This is a genomic window from Emcibacteraceae bacterium, assembly GCA_041396985.1.
Taxonomy (GTDB): domain Bacteria; phylum Pseudomonadota; class Alphaproteobacteria; order Sphingomonadales; family Emcibacteraceae; genus Pseudemcibacter.
In genome coordinates this window covers 290835-311694 of sequence record JAWKXO010000001.1, presented here as the reverse complement: position 1 = coordinate 311694, position 20860 = coordinate 290835, and the positions used below count along the sequence as shown (strand labels likewise).

General features: G+C 47.0%; 19 protein-coding genes and 1 tRNA gene. 15 read left to right on the top strand and 5 right to left on the bottom strand.

Annotated features, from left to right (window positions below; all coding sequences use genetic code 11):
* Positions 1–4: 4 nt before the first annotated feature.
* Positions 5–970, bottom strand: a complete 966-nt coding sequence (locus R3D86_01455) for a sugar ABC transporter substrate-binding protein (GenBank protein ID MEZ5756868.1) — start codon at positions 968–970, stop codon at positions 5–7.
* Complete coding sequence (rbsK, locus tag R3D86_01450) at positions 964–1929, bottom strand: ribokinase (protein MEZ5756867.1); 966 nt, start codon at positions 1927–1929, stop codon at positions 964–966. Before rbsK ends, R3D86_01455 begins: the two co-directional genes overlap by 7 nt.
* Positions 1930–2044: 115 nt before the next feature.
* Here rbsK and R3D86_01445 point away from each other — a divergent pair, with 115 nt between their 5' ends.
* Both R3D86_01445 and R3D86_01440 read left to right on the top strand, forming a co-directional pair.
* Complete coding sequence (locus R3D86_01445; GenBank protein ID MEZ5756866.1) at positions 2045–3163, top strand: nucleoside hydrolase; 1119 nt, start codon at positions 2045–2047, stop codon at positions 3161–3163.
* Positions 3164–3180: 17 nt separating this feature from the next.
* Positions 3181–4191, top strand: coding sequence for a LacI family DNA-binding transcriptional regulator (locus tag R3D86_01440; GenBank protein MEZ5756865.1), 1011 nt, complete (start codon positions 3181–3183; stop codon positions 4189–4191).
* A 10-nt stretch (positions 4192–4201) separates the two neighbouring features.
* Here R3D86_01440 and galK read toward each other — a convergent pair whose 3' ends face one another.
* Positions 4202–5362, bottom strand: a complete 1161-nt coding sequence (galK, locus tag R3D86_01435) for a galactokinase (GenBank protein ID MEZ5756864.1) — start codon at positions 5360–5362, stop codon at positions 4202–4204.
* Positions 5359–6402, bottom strand: coding sequence for a UDP-glucose--hexose-1-phosphate uridylyltransferase (locus R3D86_01430; protein MEZ5756863.1), 1044 nt, complete (start codon positions 6400–6402; stop codon positions 5359–5361). The genes galK and R3D86_01430 overlap by 4 nt, the downstream gene beginning before the upstream one ends.
* A gap of 139 nt (positions 6403–6541) precedes the next feature.
* Here R3D86_01430 and R3D86_01425 point away from each other — a divergent pair, with 139 nt between their 5' ends.
* Genes R3D86_01425 through R3D86_01410 form a run of 4 tightly spaced genes read left to right on the top strand, consistent with a single transcriptional unit; the run spans position 6542 to position 11182 of the window.
* Positions 6542–8104, top strand: a complete 1563-nt coding sequence (locus R3D86_01425; GenBank protein MEZ5756862.1) for a sodium/sugar symporter — start codon at positions 6542–6544, stop codon at positions 8102–8104.
* 26 nt (positions 8105–8130) lie between these two features.
* On the top strand, positions 8131–9279 hold the full coding sequence (locus R3D86_01420) for a cellulase family glycosylhydrolase (protein ID MEZ5756861.1): 1149 nt from the start codon (positions 8131–8133) through the stop codon (positions 9277–9279).
* Between the two features lie 9 nt (positions 9280–9288).
* The gene (locus tag R3D86_01415; GenBank protein MEZ5756860.1) at positions 9289–10437 is read left to right on the top strand and encodes an aldose epimerase family protein; all 1149 of its coding nucleotides are present in this window, start codon (positions 9289–9291) and stop codon (positions 10435–10437) included.
* A gap of 40 nt (positions 10438–10477) precedes the next feature.
* A complete protein-coding gene (locus tag R3D86_01410; protein ID MEZ5756859.1) occupies positions 10478–11182 on the top strand; it encodes a class I SAM-dependent methyltransferase in 705 nt (234 codons plus the stop codon).
* A 28-nt stretch (positions 11183–11210) separates the two neighbouring features.
* On the opposite strand, the gene R3D86_01405 is transcribed toward R3D86_01410, so the two are convergent.
* Positions 11211–11300: transfer RNA gene (locus R3D86_01405), tRNA-Ser, on the bottom strand.
* A gap of 202 nt (positions 11301–11502) precedes the next feature.
* Between R3D86_01405 and R3D86_01400 the strand changes: the two genes are divergently transcribed.
* The 9 genes from R3D86_01400 to R3D86_01360 all read left to right on the top strand — a co-directional run bounded on the left by R3D86_01400 (position 11503) and on the right by R3D86_01360 (position 20854).
* Positions 11503–12549 carry a lytic murein transglycosylase gene (locus R3D86_01400; GenBank protein ID MEZ5756858.1) on the top strand — a complete coding sequence of 349 codons (1047 nt, stop codon included), beginning with the start codon at positions 11503–11505 and terminating at the stop codon, positions 12547–12549.
* A gap of 13 nt (positions 12550–12562) precedes the next feature.
* Positions 12563–13456, top strand: a complete 894-nt coding sequence (locus R3D86_01395; protein ID MEZ5756857.1) for a septal ring lytic transglycosylase RlpA family protein — start codon at positions 12563–12565, stop codon at positions 13454–13456.
* Positions 13457–13491: 35 nt separating this feature from the next.
* Entirely contained in the window at positions 13492–14673 is a 1182-nt protein-coding gene (locus R3D86_01390) for a D-alanyl-D-alanine carboxypeptidase family protein (protein ID MEZ5756856.1), read from the top strand.
* Positions 14666–15298, top strand: a complete 633-nt coding sequence (gene tmk / locus R3D86_01385; GenBank protein ID MEZ5756855.1) for a dTMP kinase — start codon at positions 14666–14668, stop codon at positions 15296–15298. The genes R3D86_01390 and tmk overlap by 8 nt, the downstream gene beginning before the upstream one ends.
* On the top strand, positions 15295–15723 hold the full coding sequence (locus tag R3D86_01380) for a hypothetical protein (protein MEZ5756854.1): 429 nt from the start codon (positions 15295–15297) through the stop codon (positions 15721–15723). Before tmk ends, R3D86_01380 begins: the two co-directional genes overlap by 4 nt.
* An 81-nt stretch (positions 15724–15804) precedes the next feature.
* Positions 15805–17265 (top strand): IMP dehydrogenase, encoded by a 1461-nt coding sequence (gene guaB, locus R3D86_01375; protein ID MEZ5756853.1) that lies wholly within the window; start codon positions 15805–15807, stop codon positions 17263–17265.
* 9 nt (positions 17266–17274) lie between these two features.
* On the top strand, positions 17275–18537 hold the full coding sequence (locus R3D86_01370; protein ID MEZ5756852.1) for an RsmB/NOP family class I SAM-dependent RNA methyltransferase: 1263 nt from the start codon (positions 17275–17277) through the stop codon (positions 18535–18537).
* A 9-nt stretch (positions 18538–18546) separates the two neighbouring features.
* Positions 18547–20103, top strand: a complete 1557-nt coding sequence (gene guaA / locus R3D86_01365) for a glutamine-hydrolyzing GMP synthase (protein MEZ5756851.1) — start codon at positions 18547–18549, stop codon at positions 20101–20103.
* A 118-nt stretch (positions 20104–20221) separates the two neighbouring features.
* Complete coding sequence (locus R3D86_01360; protein ID MEZ5756850.1) at positions 20222–20854, top strand: tetratricopeptide repeat protein; 633 nt, start codon at positions 20222–20224, stop codon at positions 20852–20854.
* The last annotated feature ends 6 nt before the right edge of the window (positions 20855–20860 follow it).

The window sequence follows — 20860 nt, the reverse complement described above, 5'->3', positions numbered from 1 at the left end:
AAACCTATTTTACATTAAGGCTGTCAGGGGTTATCAGATCAACGGGTGTCGCCCTGTCGTTAAGATCATTGGCGCCGCCAATCAGTTCCAGGGCATATTCAATCCCATAAACCGCCAGAAGGTCGGCATGCTGATCGGCTGTTGCCACCAGAGCGCCGTTTTCTAGCAATTGTCTGACGGCCGGGATATTATCAAATCCAACCACCTTGACCTGACCCGCTTTACCGGCCTGATTAATGGCGGCGATTGCGCCTAGGGCCATACTGTCATTGGCGCAGAGAATGGCGGCAAGCTTAGGATATTGGATAAGAATTGCTGAAGCAACACTGACCGCTTTGGTCTGGTCCCAGTCAGCACTTTGTTCAACCACCAGCTGAATTCCACCTTCTTCCAGGGCTTTTATAAATCCGGCAGTACGTTGCTGCGAATTATAAGCGGTGGTTACGCCTTCAAGAATAGCCACCTGATCACCGGTTTTCAAATTATTCGCCAGATAAGCGCCTACTTTTTCGGCGCCAATAAAATTATCCGGTCCGACAAAGGGAATGGAAAGTTCATATTGTTTCAATATATCTTGATCAAGACGGTTATCAATATTTATGATCTTGATCCCGGCATTGCTGACCCGGGCGAGGGCCGGAATAATGGCTTTTGAATCTGCCGGGGCAATGACAATGGCGTCTACACCGGCTGAGATCATCTGATCAATCAGGTTGACCTGCTGGGCCAGATCGGTTTCATTCTTTATGCCATTTACAACTAGGTCATATTTGTCACTATTGGCTCTTTGATGGGCCGTTGCCCCATCGGCCATAGTGACAAAAAATTCGTTGGCTAGCGATTTCATTATTAAAGCTATCTTCGGACGGCCGTTATTGCTCTGCCCTGCTTTTTCAGTATTACTGTCACCGCATGAGGATAATGAGAGGCTGAATAAAATGATGGAAAAGACGATTTTGATTTTTAACATTTATTTGCCTCTTGATTATTTTCCTTAAGGAATGATTCAACTTCCGTCCAGCCTGGGGCCGCGTTTGCAGCGCCTTTTCTGGTGACAGACAGTGTTGCAGCGGCTGATGCAATGCGTGCACTTTCACTATAACCGAACCCGGTGGAAAGTGCCACGGCAAGCACACCATTGAAAACGTCACCGGCTCCGGTCGGATCAATCGCCTTAACTTGTGGTGCCGGGACTAAAATTTCTTCCCCGCTACAGGCACAATAAACGCCTTTGTCACCCAACGTAATAATAATATTGCTGGCACCCAGTTTTCTTAAATTTTTCACGGCATCGGCACATGTCTTATCATCTTTGGGATATATGCCGACAAGCTCTTCCACTTCCGTTTCATTGGGGGTCAGGACGGTGGATAATTTCAATAGATCACCAATCACTTTTACGGCAGGGGCGGGGTTCAAAATTGTCATCACTCCTGCATTGACAGCGATCTTAAGGGCTTCCCTAACCGTTTCAAGCGGCGTTTCAAGCTGGACTATTAATGCGTCAGAATTTTCTATAATTGCCTTGTGGACTATAATATCTTCCGGTGAAAGGCTTGCATTGGCTCCCGCGGCAACCGCAATCATATTTTCACTATTCTCGGTAACAAAAATAGTAGCGGTCCCGGTACCCTGTTCAGGTGTGGTTTTTATTGCTGATATATCAATGCCCGAGGCTTTTAACTGCTTTAACGCCATTTTACCGAATAAGTCGTCGCCAATTGAGCCGATCATTGAAACATCTGCACCGGCATGGGCGGCGGATACGGCTTGATTAAGACCTTTCCCACCAACGGAGAGTGCAGCATGTTTGGCGTTGATTGTCTGATTGGGCTTTGGAAACTGTTCAAGATAAGCGATCTGGTCGCAATTAATACTTCCAACCACGACAATCTTTTTTTGCGTATCACTGGTCTTGAAATTTGTCATTATTATGCTTGCTTTTAACCCTCTTCATTCATATGATGTATATTACTTAAACGTTTAAGTCAAATTGAATCGTATGGCAGTCTTGGGTAATGGACTTAAAAAAGGGAGAGAACGGATGGTGCAATTTTTATTTAAAAATCGACGTAAAAATTTAACTCTTTTTCTAAGTGCATTGGTCATCTGCATTGGTTTTGGTTTTTTGGCACGGCCATCCGTAGCAAAAGAAAAAATCATTGTAGACGTTGATCTTCATCATTTTACCGATGATCATGAAGCACTGATCATGCTTACTAATCTGCATAAGCAGAAAAAATTACAGTTAATGGGCGTCACGCTGGTGGCCGGCAATCAGTGGATAAATCAGATAGAAAACGATACCTTAAAAGCTGTTGAAAGACTTGGAATGGCTGACGAACTTCCTGTTTATAAAGGGGCGGACAGACCGTTACTTCATGATCAAATGCGATTTGAGCAGGAAAAGCTACTGTATGGATTATATTATACCGGGGCCTGGACGGTTGAGAATAAAATTAAAAATCCACCGGACGGTGGCCCGGAATATAATAAAATCGGGAATGCCCATGCCGTTGATTTTATTATCAATACCGTGCGGGCTAACCCGGGTGAAATAACAATTGCTGCATTAGGTCCACTAACCAACCTGGCGCTTGCTATCCGTAAGGCACCGGATATATCGGCAAAAATCAAAAAAATCATCTATATGGGCGGGGCCTTTTTTGTGCCCGGCAATGTGACCGGATCGGCTGAATTTAACTGGTGGTTTGATGCCGAAGCCGCCGCCATTGTGCTAAATGAAAAAATTGATCATATCATTGTGCCATTGGATGCTACGGATCGGCTCCTTCTTGATAAAAACCACTATGAAAGGATGATCAAAAACCATCCTGATCATATAAATACTAAAACTTTTATGATCCCCAAATTCGGTGACGATTTTAAAAAGGATGAGAATTATAATACACCTGTCTGGGATGCGCTTGTTGCCGCCTATATTTGTGACCCGTCAATTGTAGAAGAAGAAAAAGACCTGCTTGTCGGCATTGATTATGCCTTTGGCCCGGATTACGGACGGTCATATTCCTATCCGGTAGCCCCCTATAATAGCAGGCCGTTACCAATTGGAGCCCAGAAAGCAAAGGTTTTGCTTAAAATGGATGCTGAAAAATTCTGGAACTTGTTTGAAGACCTTATGTTTTATAATGATCAGCGATAAAAGAGTAGGATAAAGCCTTGAGCCGTCAGAAAAGCCCGCCAACTTCAAAAAAGGCAACATTGAAAGATGTGGCGAAACATGCAGGTGTTTCAACGGCGACCGTTTCCTATGTGCTTAATGACAGCGGGTCTGTTGGCACCAAAGTAAAGGAAAATGTGCTCAATGCCGTCAGGGCTTTAAACTATAAGCCCAACCGGTCGGCACAGGCCATGCGCACGGGGCGGACAAAGACAATTGGCCTTATTTTACCTGACTTAAGAAACCCTTTTTTTCCCGAACTGGCGCAGGCGATTGAAAATGCGGCTAGGGAAGCCGGTTATGCCGTTCTGCTTATTGATACTCAGGGGTCTATTGAAAACGAAAAAGAAGGCATACAGATGCTCAGTCAATATGGTGTCGAAGGAGCAATCTGGTGTCCCGCTTCTGAGCAGGACAGTTTTAAAAAATTTGCCGATATAATCCCCTGTGTGGTGGTTGATCGTCCCATGAAAAATTATGATAACGTCCATTCTGATTATGTCATGGGCGGCAAGATGCTGGCCCGGAAAATTCTTAAAGCCGGTCACACTAAAATAGGTCTAATTTCGGGGCCACAGGATATTGCCAGTGCCAGAATGAGAAGAGAAGGGTTCATGACTGAACTTTCCGGCAGGGTGGAAATTATTTGGGAAACGGCCGTGTCCTATGCTGTGGATCTTACCCCTGAAACAATTTCTCTGATTAAAAAGAATAAAGTTTCCGTCATCGTTGCGGGTAATGATCTGATCGCGATCGGCGCTATCAGGGCCTTAAATGACATCGGGATTTCAGTGCCGGAACAGGTTTCTGTCACCGGGTTTGATGATACGCCTTGGAGTATATTGGTAAGTCCCGCTCTTACGACTATAAAACAGCCACTGACAAAACTGGGGCAGGAGGCCGTAAATCTTCTTAAGCGAAGAATGAATGAACCGGAAGCAGAGCGGATGGAAATTATTCTTAATGTTGATCTTAAAGTAAGAAATTCACTTTCTTCAATAATAAATTGAAAAATAACAATTAATTATATAATATTTTTTCGGCGCAGGCTGGTTCACATATATAAATATCTTCTTTAAGTCCGGTTCTGGCTTCATAATGCTGTTCAACAGTTTCTTTCACCTTATCCGTTAAATTTTTGGGGATCAGGGCAATCACACAACCGCCGAAGCCGCCGCCTGTCATTCTTACCCCGCCATTATCACCTATTTCATTGCTGATTATGTCCACCAGATAATCAATTTCCGGCGTCGTAATTTCATAAAGGTCTTTCATGGACTGATGACTTTCTGCCATAAGCCTGGAGATAAGCGGAATGTCACTTTCTTTAAGTGCATCGGCCATTTTCAAAACCCGCTCATTTTCCATAAAGACATGTTCTGCCCGTTTAGCGTCATTGGCGGGTAAGTCTTTTTTCTGCTCCAAAAAAGTTTTTATGGGAATGTCGCGCAGTGAGTTTACACCAAGCCGTTCAGCCACCTGCTCGCATGACTTTCGCCGGTCATTATAGCCGCTTGATGAAAGTTCCCTTTTTACATTGGAATTAATAATCATCAGGGATAATGATGGCGGGATTGGAACGTGGGTAATCTGATGGTCCAGACAGTCAATCAGAAGGGCGCAGTTTTCAGCGCCGCAAGCCGTGCTGAGCTGATCCATAATGCCGCAGGAAAGGCCGACAAAATCACATTCGATCTGCTGGCCTATCTGTGATATTTCCACCTTTGAAAGTTGGATATTATTTAGGTCGCATAAGGTCGTTAGCACCGCCACTTCCAGAGAGGCGGAGGAACTCAGCCCGGCCCCTTTGGGAATAGTGCCGCTGATGGTCAGATCACATCCTTTTAATGGATATCCTTTACTTTTCATCATTTGAAAAGCGCCGCGGATATAATTTTTCCAAGACTCAACGGTTGGGATAATGTCATGATCAAGATCGAAATGATCAGTTTCACTGTTAAAATCTAGCGCGGTAACAGACACCTGATTTTTATCATTCAGTGACCCGGCAACACAGGTGAAAAAATTGATCGATGCCGGCAGCACAAAACCATTATTATAATCGGTATGTTCCCCGATCAGATTGACCCGTCCCGGTGCCAGAATAATGACTGTTTTTCCCCGACCATGATTTTTTTGGTGGGCGGTGAGCACTTTTTCTATTAAATGATCTTTGCTCATTCGCCCCTCAATTTATAATGAATATCGGAAGCATCCTGCAGCATTTTTGCAGCCTGCTCAGGCGAGATGTCCCGCTGCGCTTCCGCCATAAGCTCATAGCCGACCATAAATTTCTGGATGGTTGCCGAACGTAACAGCGGCGGATAAAAATGAGCGTGCATGATCCAGTGCTCTGATCGTTGCCCGTTAGCCGGGCGGCAATGCCATCCCATGCTATAGGGAAAGGCACAATTGAAAAGATTGTCATAGCGCGTTGTCAGTTCCTTCAGTATCCGGGCCAGTGATTTTTTCTTTTCGTCTTCTAAATCTGTCATATGGGAAATAGCGGTACGAGGCAGTAAAAGTGTTTCAAAAGGCCAGGATGCCCAGTAGGGTACGAGGGCCACCCAGTCATCATTCATGCAGACAATGCGCTCTGATAGCTTAATTTCCTGTTTCACATAATCAAGCAGCAGCGGGCTTTTATGCGTTTCAAAATAGGCTTTCTGTTCACGGTCTTCCCGTGCCGCTTCATCGGGGATAAAGCTGCCAGCCCATACCTGCCCGTGTGGGTGGGGGTTTGAACAGCCATTTATTTCCCCTTTATTTTCAAATATCTGCACCCAGGGGTATTTTTGCTCAAGGTCATCGTATATGGCGCACCAGGCATCAATCACTTTGCGGATACTGTCAATGTCGAGTTCCGGCATGGTTTTGCTGTGATCCGGGGAATAGCAGATGACCTTGCAATTGCCGCTGACGGCTTCTGCCTGAAATAAACCGTCCTGCACATTTATTGTCGTCCCATTTTCTTCAATTGCAGCAAAATCATTATTAAAGACAAAGACGTCCTGATACTTTTCATTGATCAGTCCCGATGCCCGTTTGTTGCCGGGACAAAGATAGCAGTCATGATCATAGGACGGTTCCTGATGAAGCTTTTCTTTTTCTACTTTGCCTTTCCACGGTCTGTTAGTACGCTGGGGTGATACCAAGACCCACTTGTTGCTAAGCGGGTTAAAGCGCCTGTGTGGGTTGCTTTGCAGGATCTTATGACTCATCGGCGGGCTGGGCTTTCATTTTGGTTTTCAGAAATTTAATCATGATATGGAATATTGTCAAAGGCAGCAACATATGAAATAGTCAGGATCAGGAAAAATAAAATTCCGGGGAAGAGGGACTGGAAATAGGGGAAGTCTTATGTTGTTGGAAAATATTGATATTACCATCGTTATTTCCTACGCCGTAATGATTATCATCATTGCGCAGTATGTCAGCCGCGAAAAAGCCGGGCATGACAAAAATACCAAGGATTATTTTCTTGCCGGTAAGGCACTGCCCTGGTGGGCAATCGGCGCGTCACTGATCGCGGCCAATATATCGGCAGAACAGATTGTCGGTATGTCCGGCTCCGGTTATGTCATCGGCCTTGGCATTGCGTCATATGAATGGACAGGGGCGATTACGCTGCTGATTGTCGGGAAATATTTTCTCCCCATTTTTTTACAGAACCAGATCTATTCGATGCCCCAGTTCCTTGAAAAACGCTATGACGGGCGGGTCCGTTTTGTCATGGCGATCTTCTGGCTCGGGCTTTATATTTTTGTCAATCTGACATCCATTTTGTGGCTTGGTGCGCTGGCAATCAACACCATCACCGGCATTGAAATAACAACCGGCCTTTTTATTTTAGGGGGGCTTGCCATTGCCTATTCGCTTTATGGCGGGCTTAAGGCTGTTGCCCTGACCGATATTATTCAGGTGACATTGCTGGTTTTTGGTGGGCTGATGGTTTCTTCCGTAGCGCTTGGTCAAATTGGCGGGGATCAGGGTATCTGGGGCGGCTTTATCGAACTGACAGAAAGGCTGCCGGAAAAATTTGACATGATCCTCTCGTCTGACAATCCCTATTATAAAGATCTTCCGGGAATTTCAGTGCTGATTGGCGGTATGTGGATGATGAACCTGTCCTATTGGGGCTTTAACCAGTATGTGATCCAGCGGGCATTGGCGGCAAAATCAATCCATGAGGCGCGTAAGGGAATTGTTTTTGCCTGTTTCCTAAAAATATTGATGCCGGTTATAGTCGTTCTGCCGGGTATTGCTGCCGCACTGCTGGTTAATGATCTGAAAGCCCCTGATCAGGCCTATCCTGAAATGATGAAACTGTTGCCCACCGGCATTAAGGGGCTGGTTTTTGCCGCATTGATTGCCGCTATTCTTTCCTCCCTTGGGTCAATGATGAATTCCATTTCAACCATTTTTACCATGGATATTTATAAAACCATGCATAAAAATGTCAGTGAACATAAGCTTGTAACCATCGGACGGATTACAGCGGCCACCGCTATGGTGATTGCCATTATTATTGCCAAACCGCTGCTTGGCAATTTTGGGCAGGCATTTCAGTTTATTCAGGAATTCACCGGATTTTTTACCCCCGGTATTGTTGTGATCTTCCTGCTTGGTCTCTTCTGGAAACGGGCGACCGCCAATAGTGCACTGGTCGCGGGGATAGGGTCTTTCGTGTTTTCCATACTTTTAAGGCAGTATTGGCCGGAGCTTCCCTTCCTTGATCGGGTCGGGGTCGTTTTCCTGCTTTGCGGAGCCTTGGCCATACTGCTATCCTATGTTATGCCGCAGCATGATATGGATAACACCATCATCACTGAAAATGCGGAATATCAGGTTGATCAGTCATTCAGGATTGGCAGTATTTGTATCACTGCCATCATCACCAGCCTTTATATAATCTGGTGGTGATTTAATCGGGAAAAGGGGAAATTAAAATGCGTTTTTTAAAACTGCTAATGGCTAATATGGTCCTTATCGGCATAAGCCATATGGCAATGGCAAATGAGCGGGGCGAAGCCGACCGCTGGAGCGCCCAGAAAGCCAATGACTGGTACGCCGCGCAAGCCTGGAGCGCCGGGTTTAACTATGCGCCAAGCTATGCCATTAACCAGCTTGAAATGTGGCAGGAAGAGAGCTTTGACGATAATATAATCGACCGGGAACTGGGCTATGCCAAAAATATCGGCTTTAACATGGCGCGGGTTTTTCTGCATAATCTGCTTTGGGATCAGGACCGAAAAGGTTTCATAAAACGTATTAACAGATTTCTTGAAATTGCCGATAAAAATAATATCAAGATCATGTTTGTGCTGTTTGATGATGTGTGGGACCCGTCTCCGCATCTGGGTAAGCAGCGCGCGCCAATCCCCCATACCCATAATTCCGGCTGGGTACAGGCCCCGGGAAAAGACATTTTAGGGGATTTTGACCGCCATGATGAACTTGAAGGCTATGTCAAAGGGATCCTCACGGAATTTGGCAATGATCCAAGGGTCGCGGTCTGGGATATTTATAATGAACCGGGCAATTTGAATGTGGAAGCCTACGGCACAAGGGAAATTAAAAATAAGGAATTTTTCAGCCTTCAGCTTCTTAAAAAAATATTCGGCTGGGCGCGGGCGGTAAACCCTTCCCAACCACTTACCGCTGGTGTGTGGCGGTCCCGGTTTGGGGCATGGGTTGGTGAAAATCCGGACGATCCGGCCTCGAAGCTTTATCATTTTATGCTGGAAAATTCAGACATCATCACTTTCCATTCCTATGAAGGGCTTAAAAATGTAAAAAGCGTTGCGGGGGCGCTTCAGGCGCTTGGTCGACCGCTGATCTGCACCGAATATATGGCGCGGCCCTACAGCACCTTTGAGGAAATAATGCCCTATTTTGCGGCAAAGAAAATCGGTGCCATTAATTGGGGCTTCATCGCCGGCAAAAGCCAGACCAATTATCCGTGGGCGTCCTGGTCGCAGGGCTATAATGCGGAACCAATCCCCTGGTTTCATGATATCCTCCGCGCCGATGGCAGCAAATACAGCGAAGAAGAAGTGCGCTTCATCAGCAATTTAATCAAGCAGACCAATAAATGAGAAAACAAAATGAAAAAATATATCTTCTGCCCGGCTATTGTCGGGGCGTTCCTTTCACTGGTGTCCTGCATGACTAACGAAGAACTGGACCGTATCAGTGTAAAACAGTTTGGCATGCTTGATGACGGACGCGCCGTGCAGGTTTATACCCTTAAAAACAGCGCAGGAAACAGTATTGATATTCTTGATCTTGGCGGCATTATTACCACGATCAATATGCCGGACCGGGACGGCAATCTGGCTGACATTGCCCTTGGCTTCGATAATCCGGAACAATATCTGACCGATAGCCCCTATATGGGGGCGCTGGTCGGGCGTTATGCCAACCGCATTGCCAGGGGGAAATTCCGCCTAGATGGCAATGAATACACTCTGGCGATCAATAATATCGGCAATGCGCTTCATGGCGGCATTGTCGGCTTTGATAAAAAAATATGGCAAAGTGAGCCAAGCACAACCGATGACGCGGCAATGCTCACCCTATCCCTCGTTAGCCCCGATGGGGATGAGGGATACCCGGGGGCGTTATCCGCCACCGTCACCTACACATTTGATGATCAGAACAGATTGACAATTTCTTACCACGCCACCACCGATAAGGCGACCGTGGTCAATTTAACCAACCACAGCTATTTTAATTTAAACGGCCATAATGCCGGGTCAATCCTGGATCATGTCATGATGATTAATGCGGATCGCTTTACCCCCGTTGATGAAACGCTGATCCCGACCGGGGAAATTGCCCCGGTAATTGGCACCGCCTTTGATTTTGAAAGCCCAAAACCCATCGGCCGCGATATCGGGGCGGGTGAACAGCAAATTCAGTATGGTCTCGGGTATGATCATAACTGGGTGCTTGAAAAATCATCTCCCAATGATTTTGAGCTTGCCGCAACGGTTTATTCACCCAAAAGTGGCCGGATGATAAAACTTTATACCGATCAGCCCGGATTACAGTTTTATACCGGCAATTTCCTTGATGGCACGGTTGCGGGCAAGGAAAATACAAACTATCAGAAGCGGGGGGCATTCTGCCTTGAAACCCAGCATTTCCCCGATAGCCCGAACCATTCAAACTTCCCGACCACGGTTTTAAGGCCGGGTGAGACTTACGAAACCACCACAGTGTTCGAATTTGGTGTAATTGATCAGGACTAAATACGGGAATAAATGAAGAAAAAAATACAGGAAAAAATAAATGACCAGCAAATCTTCTGCCAAATTTGATAACGCCCGCGCACGCGAATATGCCCGCCAAAGCCGGATCGGTCTTGCGGGCTATGATGCCTGTCATGAACTTTCCGCCTGTATGCTTGCCGCCGCACTGGGGGAAGGAACGGACGTACGCATTCTGGTTGTCGGCGCCGGCGGCACCGCCGGTGAAATTATTGCCGCCGCCAGGCTTGAACCGCATTGGTCATTTGTCGCCGTTGATCCGTCACCACCGATGCTTGATCTTGCCCGTGAATTTCTTGACCAGGCAGCGCTTTCAAATCGGGTGGAAATGATTTTGGGGTCTGTGGCTGATCTTGACCCGACACCATCATTCGATGCGGCAATTATGATCGGTGTGCTTCACCACCTGCCGACCGATCAGGAAAAAAGTGATATTCTGGCCCAGATTTCAACGCGGTTAAAACCCGGTGCGCCATTTGTCGTTGCCGGCAATTACCGCAGCTATGCGTCTGAACCGTTGCTCATGGCGGCATGGGCCAACCGCTGGCGTATGAATGGGGCGAACAAGGCCGAGGTTGTGGCAAAACAGGGTAAGCTGCTGGAGGGCGCAGAACCGCCCCCGTCGGAACAGGCGGTCATAACCTTACTTGCCGACGCGGGCTTTCATGACCCGATCCGCTTTTTCGCCAGCCTTTTCTGGGGCGCCTGGCTGGCACGGCGGGTTTAATGGATTGTTTTTTTGCTGATTGGTTAAATGGCGGAGAGGGTGGGATTTGAACCCACGAAGGGCTTGCACCCTTGCTGGTTTTCAAGACCAGTGCATTCAACCGCTCTGCCACCTCTCCACAAGATATAGACGCGATTATGCGTGAGAAGAGGATTTAGCGGATCAGGAACTAATGGTCAAGCATAGATTGGCGAGTTTTCAATTATATTGGCTAATTTACGTTTTTTTCTTATTTGCCTTTGAATCGACAAGATTTTTAAACTATATATACTAACACAAATATAGTGACCGTTTTCCAGCATAGAAATAAGGGCAGATCAGTGATCAGAGCATTATTCATAACGTTATTTTCAAGCATGTTCTTTATTATAAATGCCAACGCCCAGCGGCAGGTGGAGGATAACCCCGTGCCGTTTGAAACGTGGCTGGCTGACCTTAAGGCAGAGGCGCTGCAGGAAGGCGTGTCCCAGCGCATACTTGATCTGACCTTTGACGGGCTTACGCCGGACCCGAAAGTGGTCGAGCTTGACCGCCGCCAGCCCGAATTTACCCAGACCGCGGAAGAATATCTTGAAAAGCGGGTGAGCCCCTTACGGATTAAAAACGGCCGCATAAAAATGCAGGAATTTGCCGATGTGCTTGACCCGTCGGCAAAAAATATTGCTGTGCAGAAACGCTTCATTGCCTCGATCTGGGGGATGGAAACCAATTATGGGACCTATACCGGGAATTATAATGTGGTCCGTTCGCTGATGACGCTGGCCTATGATATGCGCCGCAGCAGTTTTTTCAGAAAAGAGCTGCTTAAAGCCCTGCTGATCCTGGAAGAAGGGCATATTGCCCCGGATCAGATGACCGGCTCCTGGGCCGGGGCCATGGGGCAGGGACAGTTTATGCCGACAAGCTTTTTTGCCTATGCCTATGATATGGACGGGGACGGTAAAAAAAATATCTGGACCGATGAGGCGGATGTTTTCGGCTCCATCGGCAATTATTTAAGTGTGCATGGCTGGCGCCCGGACCAGACATGGGGACGGGAAGTGAAATTGCCGGATGATCTTGGTGCCCGTCAGGCGCTTGTTGATCTGACCCATGAGCCAAACCCTCCGAAATCCTGCAAAAGGGCGCTATCGGCACACAGTAAAAAATATTCACTGGATGAATGGCAGCAAATGGGCGTGCGCAATCTTGATGGCAGTGACCTTCCCAAGGTTGCCAACAGCAATATTGAAGCCACACTCCTTATGCCAATGGGGATTGACGGCCCGGCCTATCTGACCTATCAGAATTTTCGGACCATCCTGACCTATAACTGTTCAAATCTTTATGCTCTTGGGGTCAGCTTGCTATCGGATGAGTTAAAATAGTTGAATGAATAAAATGACTTTATATCGGTTTTTAATAGTTGGTTTCATGGCGGCGTTTTTAAGCGCCTGCGGCACCGAGCAGCCCTTACAGACATCGGCACCGCCACCACCGGGTGTCAAAATCGGTGATCCTTATAAAGTTGCGGGAAAATGGTATACGCCAAAAGAAGACCCAACCTATAACGAAGTGGGGATAGCGTCATGGTACGGCGAGGAATTTCACGCGAAAAGAACTGCAAACGGCGAAGTTTATGATATGAATTCGCTGACAGCGGCCCACACAACGCTGCCGATGCCCAGTTATGTGCGGGTGACCAATCTGGAAAATAACCGTTCCCTGATCCTGCGCGTTAATGACCGGGGACCGTTTGTCGGTAACCGGCTGATTGATGTTTCCCGCCGCGGTGCTCAGCTGTTGGGTTTTGAAAAACGCGGCACGACGCGGGTAAGGGTTGAGGCCGTATCCGGCCCGGATGCCCCGGTACAGATTGCCAGGCCCGTTGAGCAACCCCCAATTCAGAAGCAGGAAGTGGCTAGCGTGAATGTTGAATCGCTTGAGGTGCTAGAGCCACTCCCATCCCAGTCGGCATTATCACAACCGATTCAGATGCAGGCAGTATCATCATCACCCGCACCAATGCAGATGGCTTCCTTAAGTCCGGCGACTGACGAACAGGGCGATCTTTATGTGCAGGTGGGGGCCTATAGCCAGATTGGCAGTGCATCGCGCGTTATGACCGCGGTCAGTCAGGTGGGGGAAACCGTGCTTGAAAGCATTGTCCTTAACGGACGCAAATTATATCGGGTGCGTGTCGGTCCACTGCCATCCCGAACAACTGCCGATGCGGCGTTACAGCAAATTTTAAAATTAGGACATAATACCGCCAAAGTCATATTCGATGAGTAGGCGGTGTAAACAGAAATAAACCAAGGTATTTAAGAATGAAACTCAAAAAATCATTTCGTCTTCTCATCCTCGCGGGTCTTTCAACAGCCACTATGGCAAGCGTACTGAATGCACAGACCCTGTCGACCCCGGCTGAACAGGCCATCCTGATAGAAGCGTCGACCGGCGATATTCTGTTTGAAAAAAATGCAGATGAAAAAATGACACCGTCATCAATGAGCAAGCTGATGACTGTTTATATCGCCTTTGAACAGCTTAAAAACGGCAGCCTGTCGCTTGAGGATACATTTACGGTGGAAGATACACCGACCTGGCGCGAATGGCGAAACACCAGCACCAATGATACCGGCTCGACCATGTATGTAAATGCCGGAGACACGGTGACCATTCATGACCTGCTCAGGGGGATTATAGTTCAGTCAGGCAATGATGCCTGTGCCCAGATTGCCCTCGCCATTGCCGGGGATGTCGGTGTGTTTGTGAATATGATGAATGATGAAGCGGCGAAACTTGGCCTTACCCAAAGTCATTTTACCAATACCAATGGCTGGCCTGATGCGGATCATTATATGTCCGCCCATGACATTGCCACGCTTTCTCTTAAAATTGCGACAGAATTTCCGGAATATTATCCGATCTTTGCCGAAAAATCATTCAGTTATGCCGGGGTAAACCAGCCTAACCGTAACCGGTTATTATACCGGGACCGTGTGAATGCCGATGGTCTTAAAACCGGCCACACCCAGGACGGGGGGTATGGGCTTGCGTCTTCTGCCGTGATGGATGGGCGTCGTCTGGTGCTGGTCGTAAATGGAATGAACAGCGACAATGCCCGCATAAACGAGTCTGAAAGACTGCTTAATTACGGGTTTAGGAATTTCGGTATTTATGACATGCTCAAAGCCGGACAGACAATCGACAATGCCAATGTCTGGCTGGGGCAGGAAGCAACGGTTCCCCTTGTATCAGAACAGAATGTAACCCTTTCCATGAATAAACAGGACCGCCGCAATATGACGGCCAAGGTCATTTATGACGGCCCGATTTCGGCCCCGATCAAAAAAGGGCAGCCGATTGCAACGCTTGAAATTTCAGCAAAGGATATGCAGACAAAATCATATCCGCTGGTTGCCGGGAAAGACATTGACAGTCTTGGTGGTATCAGCCGGATCAAAGCGGCCTTTATGTATATGCTGATGGGTTCATCGGGTGACTAACCCCGGAAAATTCATAACATTTGAAGGCGGCGAGGGGGTTGGCAAATCCACTCAGGTTAATATTCTTGTTAAAAAACTAACGGATTTGGGCATTGATGTGGTCCAGACCCGGGAGCCGGGCGGCGCCCCTGGTGCAGAGGAAATTCGCGCGCTTCTTGTGACAGGGGGCACTGATAAATGGCAGCCGATGACCGAAGCACTTCTGCATAATGCGGCGCGGGCAGAACATCTTGCTGTCACCGTAAAACCGGCCCTGGCCGCCGGAAAGTGGGTCATATCTGACCGATATACGGATTCAACCATTGCCTATCAGGGCTATGGACAGGGCATTTCCGTTGGAACACTTCTTGATCTTCACCGATTGAGTACCGGGGATTTCTGGCCCGAGCTGACGATTATACTGGATGGCCATGAGCTTCACCGTGCCAAAAGCCGGGAAATTGAAAATGCCTCCAATGAAGACCGATACGAGCGGATGGGCGAGGATTTTCATCAGAAATTACAGAAAAGCTTTCTGGATATTGCAAAAAACAATCCGGACCGCTGTGTTGTCGTTAAGGCGACCGGAACCATTGATGAAGTCGCAGAACGGGTATGGGAAATTATTGAGGACCGCTGCTTATGAAAAAAATAGTATGGATTATATCTATTCTGTTCTGTTCTTTCTATCTCGCCTCCTGCGGGGCTATGCATACGGATTGTACAACGCTGATTGATGACCGGGATGCTTATCGTCAATGCACGGCTAATCAGGGCAATGCCGTTTCCCAGTTTGAGCTTGGTGTGGCAGCTTTTGACCGTCAGGATTATAAAACAGCCATTGATTGGCTTAAAAGGGCGGCAAAGCCAAGACTTACCAAAAGGGAAGCTTATATTGATCAGCCGGAAGGAAGCAGGCGCGATCTTGCATATGAGGAAGATAAAAATATGGGCACCCCCGGCCATCAGGGGGCACAGCGGCTTCTGGTGAGAATCTATGAAGAAGGCATCGGCGTTCCGGTTAATCATAAAGAAGCGGAACGTTATCGCCAGATGATCCACGAGCAATAAAAAACCATATAATTTTCTTTAATCTTTGACCTTTGCGGCGAATCTTGTTATTTGACTTTTCTTTGTAGGATAGGAAATAATATGAATATTCGCGAAGCCCTCACTTTTGATGATGTTTTGCTTGTCCCCCAAGCTTCTAATGTTCTCCCGCGCCAGGTCCAGTCAAGTTCAGCTCTCACGAAAACAATTACCCTTAATATCCCGCTGATATCGGCAGCGATGGATACTGTTACTGAATCTGATATGGCGATAGCCATGGCTCAGGCAGGTGGTCTTGGGATCATTCATAAAAATATGACCATTCAGGAACAGGCGACCGAAGTTCAAAGGGTTAAAAAGTTTGAAAGTGGTATGGTGGTTGATCCGCTAACGGTTCATCCTGATCAGACCTTAAGCCAGGCAATTGAAGTCATGACAAATGCCAAAATATCCGGGCTTCCGGTTGTTGAGCGTGGAAGTGGTAAACTGGTCGGAATATTGACCAATCGCGATGTCCGTTTTGCCACCAATATGATGCAAAAGGTCAGCGAACTCATGACCAGCAAAAATCTGGTGACGGCAAAAGCAAATGTGACTACGGATGAGGCCAAGCATCTTCTCCATCAGAACAGGATTGAAAAAATAATTATCGTTGATGATGATTATAAATGTGTGGGACTTGTCACCGTCAAGGATATTGAAAAGGCAAAATTAAACCCCAATGCCTGTAAGGATGTGAATGGACGTCTTCGGACCGGGGCCGCAACGTCAGTCGGGGATGACGGCTATGAACGGGCGGAAGCTCTTATTGATGCCGGGGTTGATTTTCTGGTGGTTGATACGGCTCATGGGCATTCGAAAGGTGTTCTTGACACAATTGCAAAAATCAAAAAACATTATCCAAATATCCAGCTTTCCGGCGGTAACGTGGCAACAGCATCAGGCACAAAAGCCCTGATTGATGCAGGTGCCGATGTTGTAAAAGTTGGGATCGGTCCAGGATCTATCTGCACCACCCGTATTGTTGCCGGGGTTGGGGTTCCACAGCTTACGGCTATTCTTGATGCGGTTGAAGTTGCGGATAAAGCAGGGGTGACCATCATTGCCGATGGCGGATTAAAAACATCAGGTGATATTGCAAAGGCGATTGCAGCCGGGGCTTCTGCTGTCATGGTGGGATCACTACTTGCCGGAACGGAAGATGCACCGGGCGATGTGTTTTTACACCACGGTCGCTCGTATAAAGCATATCGTGGCATGGGATCAATTGGCGCCATGTCACGCGGCTCAGCGGACCGTTATTTTCAGGAAGATGTTTCAGAAAGCCTTAAACTGGTACCGGAAGGTGTCGAAGGGCAGGTGCCATATAAAGGCCCGACCGGTAACATGATCCATCAGCTAGTCGGCGGACTTAAAGCGGCCATGGGCTATACCGGAAGTGCGACGATTAAAGAATTTCATGCAAATGCAGAATTTGTAAAAATTTCCGGTGCGGGTCTTCGGGAAAGCCATGTTCATGACGTGACGATTACCCGGGAATCTCCCAACTATCCGTCGAATTAGGAGAATTGGATGTTACCATCCGCCAGAATAGAAGCCGTAATTGACCTTACGGCGCAGGTTGCTCATTCCTTAAAAGAAAATGGCTCGTCGGCGGATGTGATTGTGCGCCAGTTTTTCTCGGCCCGCCGGTATGCCGGGTCGAAAGACAGGCGCAAAATTACCGACCTGCTCTATGAAATTATTCGCCGCTGGGGTTATTTGGCGGACATATCTGATAATAATCCGCGGCTTATGGTGATAGCGGCATTAAAACAGCTGGATGATGACCCGATAAAATATTTTACCGGCGAGACACATGCGCCGGAAAAATTAAACGATGAAGAAATAAAATTGCTTGAGAATTTACCGCCCGTAAAAGAAGAGCATCACAGGCTAAACTATCCCAAATGGCTGGAAGCAGCGCTTAAAGAACGTTTTGGCGCTAAATTCAGGGAGGAAATATCGGCCTTAAATGAGCGGGCACCGCTAACGCTGAGAATAGCCAGAAATTCAGAAAAAATTATAGCCTTTCTGGACGAAAAAAATATTGCTTACCGTCGCGGTATTCATTCAAACAGCGCACTCATCATTGAGGAGCAGCAGCAGATCCGCGACTGGCCGATTTACCGTAACGGACTTGTCGAAATACAGGATGAAGCAGCACAGCTTGCCGTTAAATATGTGGAATTAAAGCCGGGACAGCAGGTTATGGATTTATGTGCCGGTGCCGGTGGTAAAGCACTTGCCGCAGCAGGCTATATGAAAAACAAAGGGCAGATTTATGCGTTTGATATTCACGAAAGCCGATTAAAAGAGCTTAAAGTCAGAGCCAAACGGGCAAAGCAGCATATCTTTCAGTCATTTGTTTTAACGCCAAAAAACAGACATGAGAAACTGGCTGAATTTAAGGAAAAAATGGACAGGGTGATCCTTGATGTTCCCTGTAGCGGGACTGGGACCTGGCGACGTAATCCGGAAAGTAAGTGGCGAATAACGCCGGAACTTCTGGAAGATTATATCAATACTCAGGCCGCTTTGCTTGAGGAAGCCTGGCAAGCCGTAAAACCGGGTGGGCGGGTCGCATATATGACATGTTCCATTTTAAAATCTGAAAACGAGGATCAGGTGGAAGCGTTTCTTAAAAAACATGATGATGCTGCACTTATTCCCATTAGAAAAAATGGTATTGAACAGCTGGAAGGAACCTTACAGCTTAGCCCTTACAGCCGCGGAACTGACGGTTTTTTTGTAGCAATTTTAGAGAAAACAGATATAAACAGCAAAAGCAATTGAAAGAGATGAATGAGCGTTATGACTGACCGGATTTTAATTATTGATTTTGGCTCACAGGTGACCCAGCTTATTGCAAGACGGGTAAGAGAAAGTGGTGTTTATTCGGAAATAATTCCCTTTAATAAAGCCGAAGAAATACTTGAAAAATTTAATCCGAAAGGGATTATTCTCTCCGGCGGACCAAATTCTGTTTATGATACCGACACGCCGCGCGCACCGGAAGCGGTCTTTAAAATGGGCGTTCCGGTGTTGGGGATCTGTTACGGTGAACAAACCATGTGTGAGCAGATGGGTGGGCGCGTTCAGACATCGGATGAACGTGAATTCGGTCGCGCCTTTATTGAAATTAAAGCCGATAGTCCATTGTTTGAAGGTTTCTGGGACGTAGGGACCAAACATCAGGTCTGGATGAGCCATGGTGATAAAATTGACGCTATCCCGGAAGGCTTTAAAGTAATCGCCACCAGTGGTAATGCTCCATTTGCCGCAATCGCCAACGAAGAAAAGAAATTTTACGGTGTTCAGTTTCATCCGGAAGTGGTTCACACGACGGACGGGGCAAAACTGCTTGATAATTTTGTTAAAAAAATAGTTGGCTGCACCGGTGACTGGACGATGGCATCATTCAGGGAAACGGAAATTGCCAAAATCCGCGATCAGGTTGGCACGGGCAGGGTCATTTGCGGACTTTCCGGCGGTGTTGACAGCTCTGTTGTAGCAGTGCTGCTTCATGAAGCAATTGGTGATCAGTTAACCTGCGTATTTGTTGATCATGGCCTGATGCGCGCCAATGAAGCCGATCAGGTTGTCAGCCTGTTTCGGGAACATTACCATATTAATCTGGTCCATGTGGATGCAGAAGATCTATTCCTGGGCAAACTTGCCGGCGTTGATGATCCGGAAAAGAAAAGAAAAATAATCGGCGGACTGTTCATTGATGTTTTCGAGGAAGAGGCAAGAAAAATCGGTGGCGCTGATTTTCTGGCACAGGGAACCCTGTATCCTGATGTCATTGAAAGCGTGTCATTCACCGGTGGGCCCAGCGTAACGATAAAATCGCATCATAATGTTGGCGGACTTCCTGAGCGGATGAATATGGCGCTGGTTGAGCCGCTTCGTGAGCTGTTCAAAGACGAGGTTAGGGCACTGGGGCGTGAGCTGGGACTGCCTGAAGCCTTTATTGAACGTCATCCGTTTCCGGGACCGGGGCTTGCCATTCGTGTGCCAGGTGTTGTGACGAAAGAAAAATGCGATATTTTAAGAAAAGCGGATGTTATCTATCTGGAAGAAATTAAAAAAGCCGGGCTTTATAATGAAATTTGGCAGGCCTTTACAGTGCTTCTTCCGGTCAGAACGGTTGGGGTTATGGGCGATGCCAGAACATATGAGTATGTATGTGCCCTGCGGGCAGTGACCTCAACAGATGGTATGACCGCAGACTATTATCCATATTCACATGAATTTCTCGGGCATGTTTCCACACGTATCATTAATGAAGTTCGCGGCATAAACCGCGTTGTCTATGATATTACGTCTAAACCACCCGGAACAATTGAATGGGAGTAAGCCTTAATTAGGCCAAATTAATTGCGTTTATAAGCAATGGTTGATTGCCTTATGGGATAAGGTCGGCTATTTTGTCGCCTATATAAATTTTGTTTAATTAGAAGAACAGGAGACGCAGGTGTCAGATGCGTTTATTCGCGAAGTCGAAGAAGACATTCGCCACAAACAGATAAGTGATTTATGGAAGCGATATGGCAAGCTGGTGATCGGCATGGCTGTCGGGATCGTATTGGTCGTTGCCGGGCGTTCACTTTATACTTATGTCGTTGAAGGCAAATATAATAAACAGGCAGAAGCCTATACAGACGCCCTAAAATTGTCAGGGGATAATCTTAGCAGTGCTCTTGATCCGATTATCGCCAGCGGCGTAGATGGATATGAAATTGTTGCTTCTTTTAAAAAAGCAGAACTTGCGCTTGAAAAAGACGACAAGGCCGGTGCCGTAGCAGTGCTGGATAATTTTATAAAAAATGTTGAAGTCGCTGAAGTTTATAAGGATATGGCCAATATACAGGCAGCAATTATTGAACTTGATACCGCCCCTACTGACGCCATTCGCTCGCGCCTTTCACTTATCCTGAATGGTGAGACATCATTTAAATATCTGGCTGCAGAGATTATTGCACTATCCGAACTCAACAGTGGTGACAATGAGGCGGCAAAAACAAGTTTGCAAGCCCTTATTGCTAATGCGGACGTGCCAGCATCGGTAAAAAATCGTGCCGAACAATATTTAAGTGTTATTGAATAATAGTAG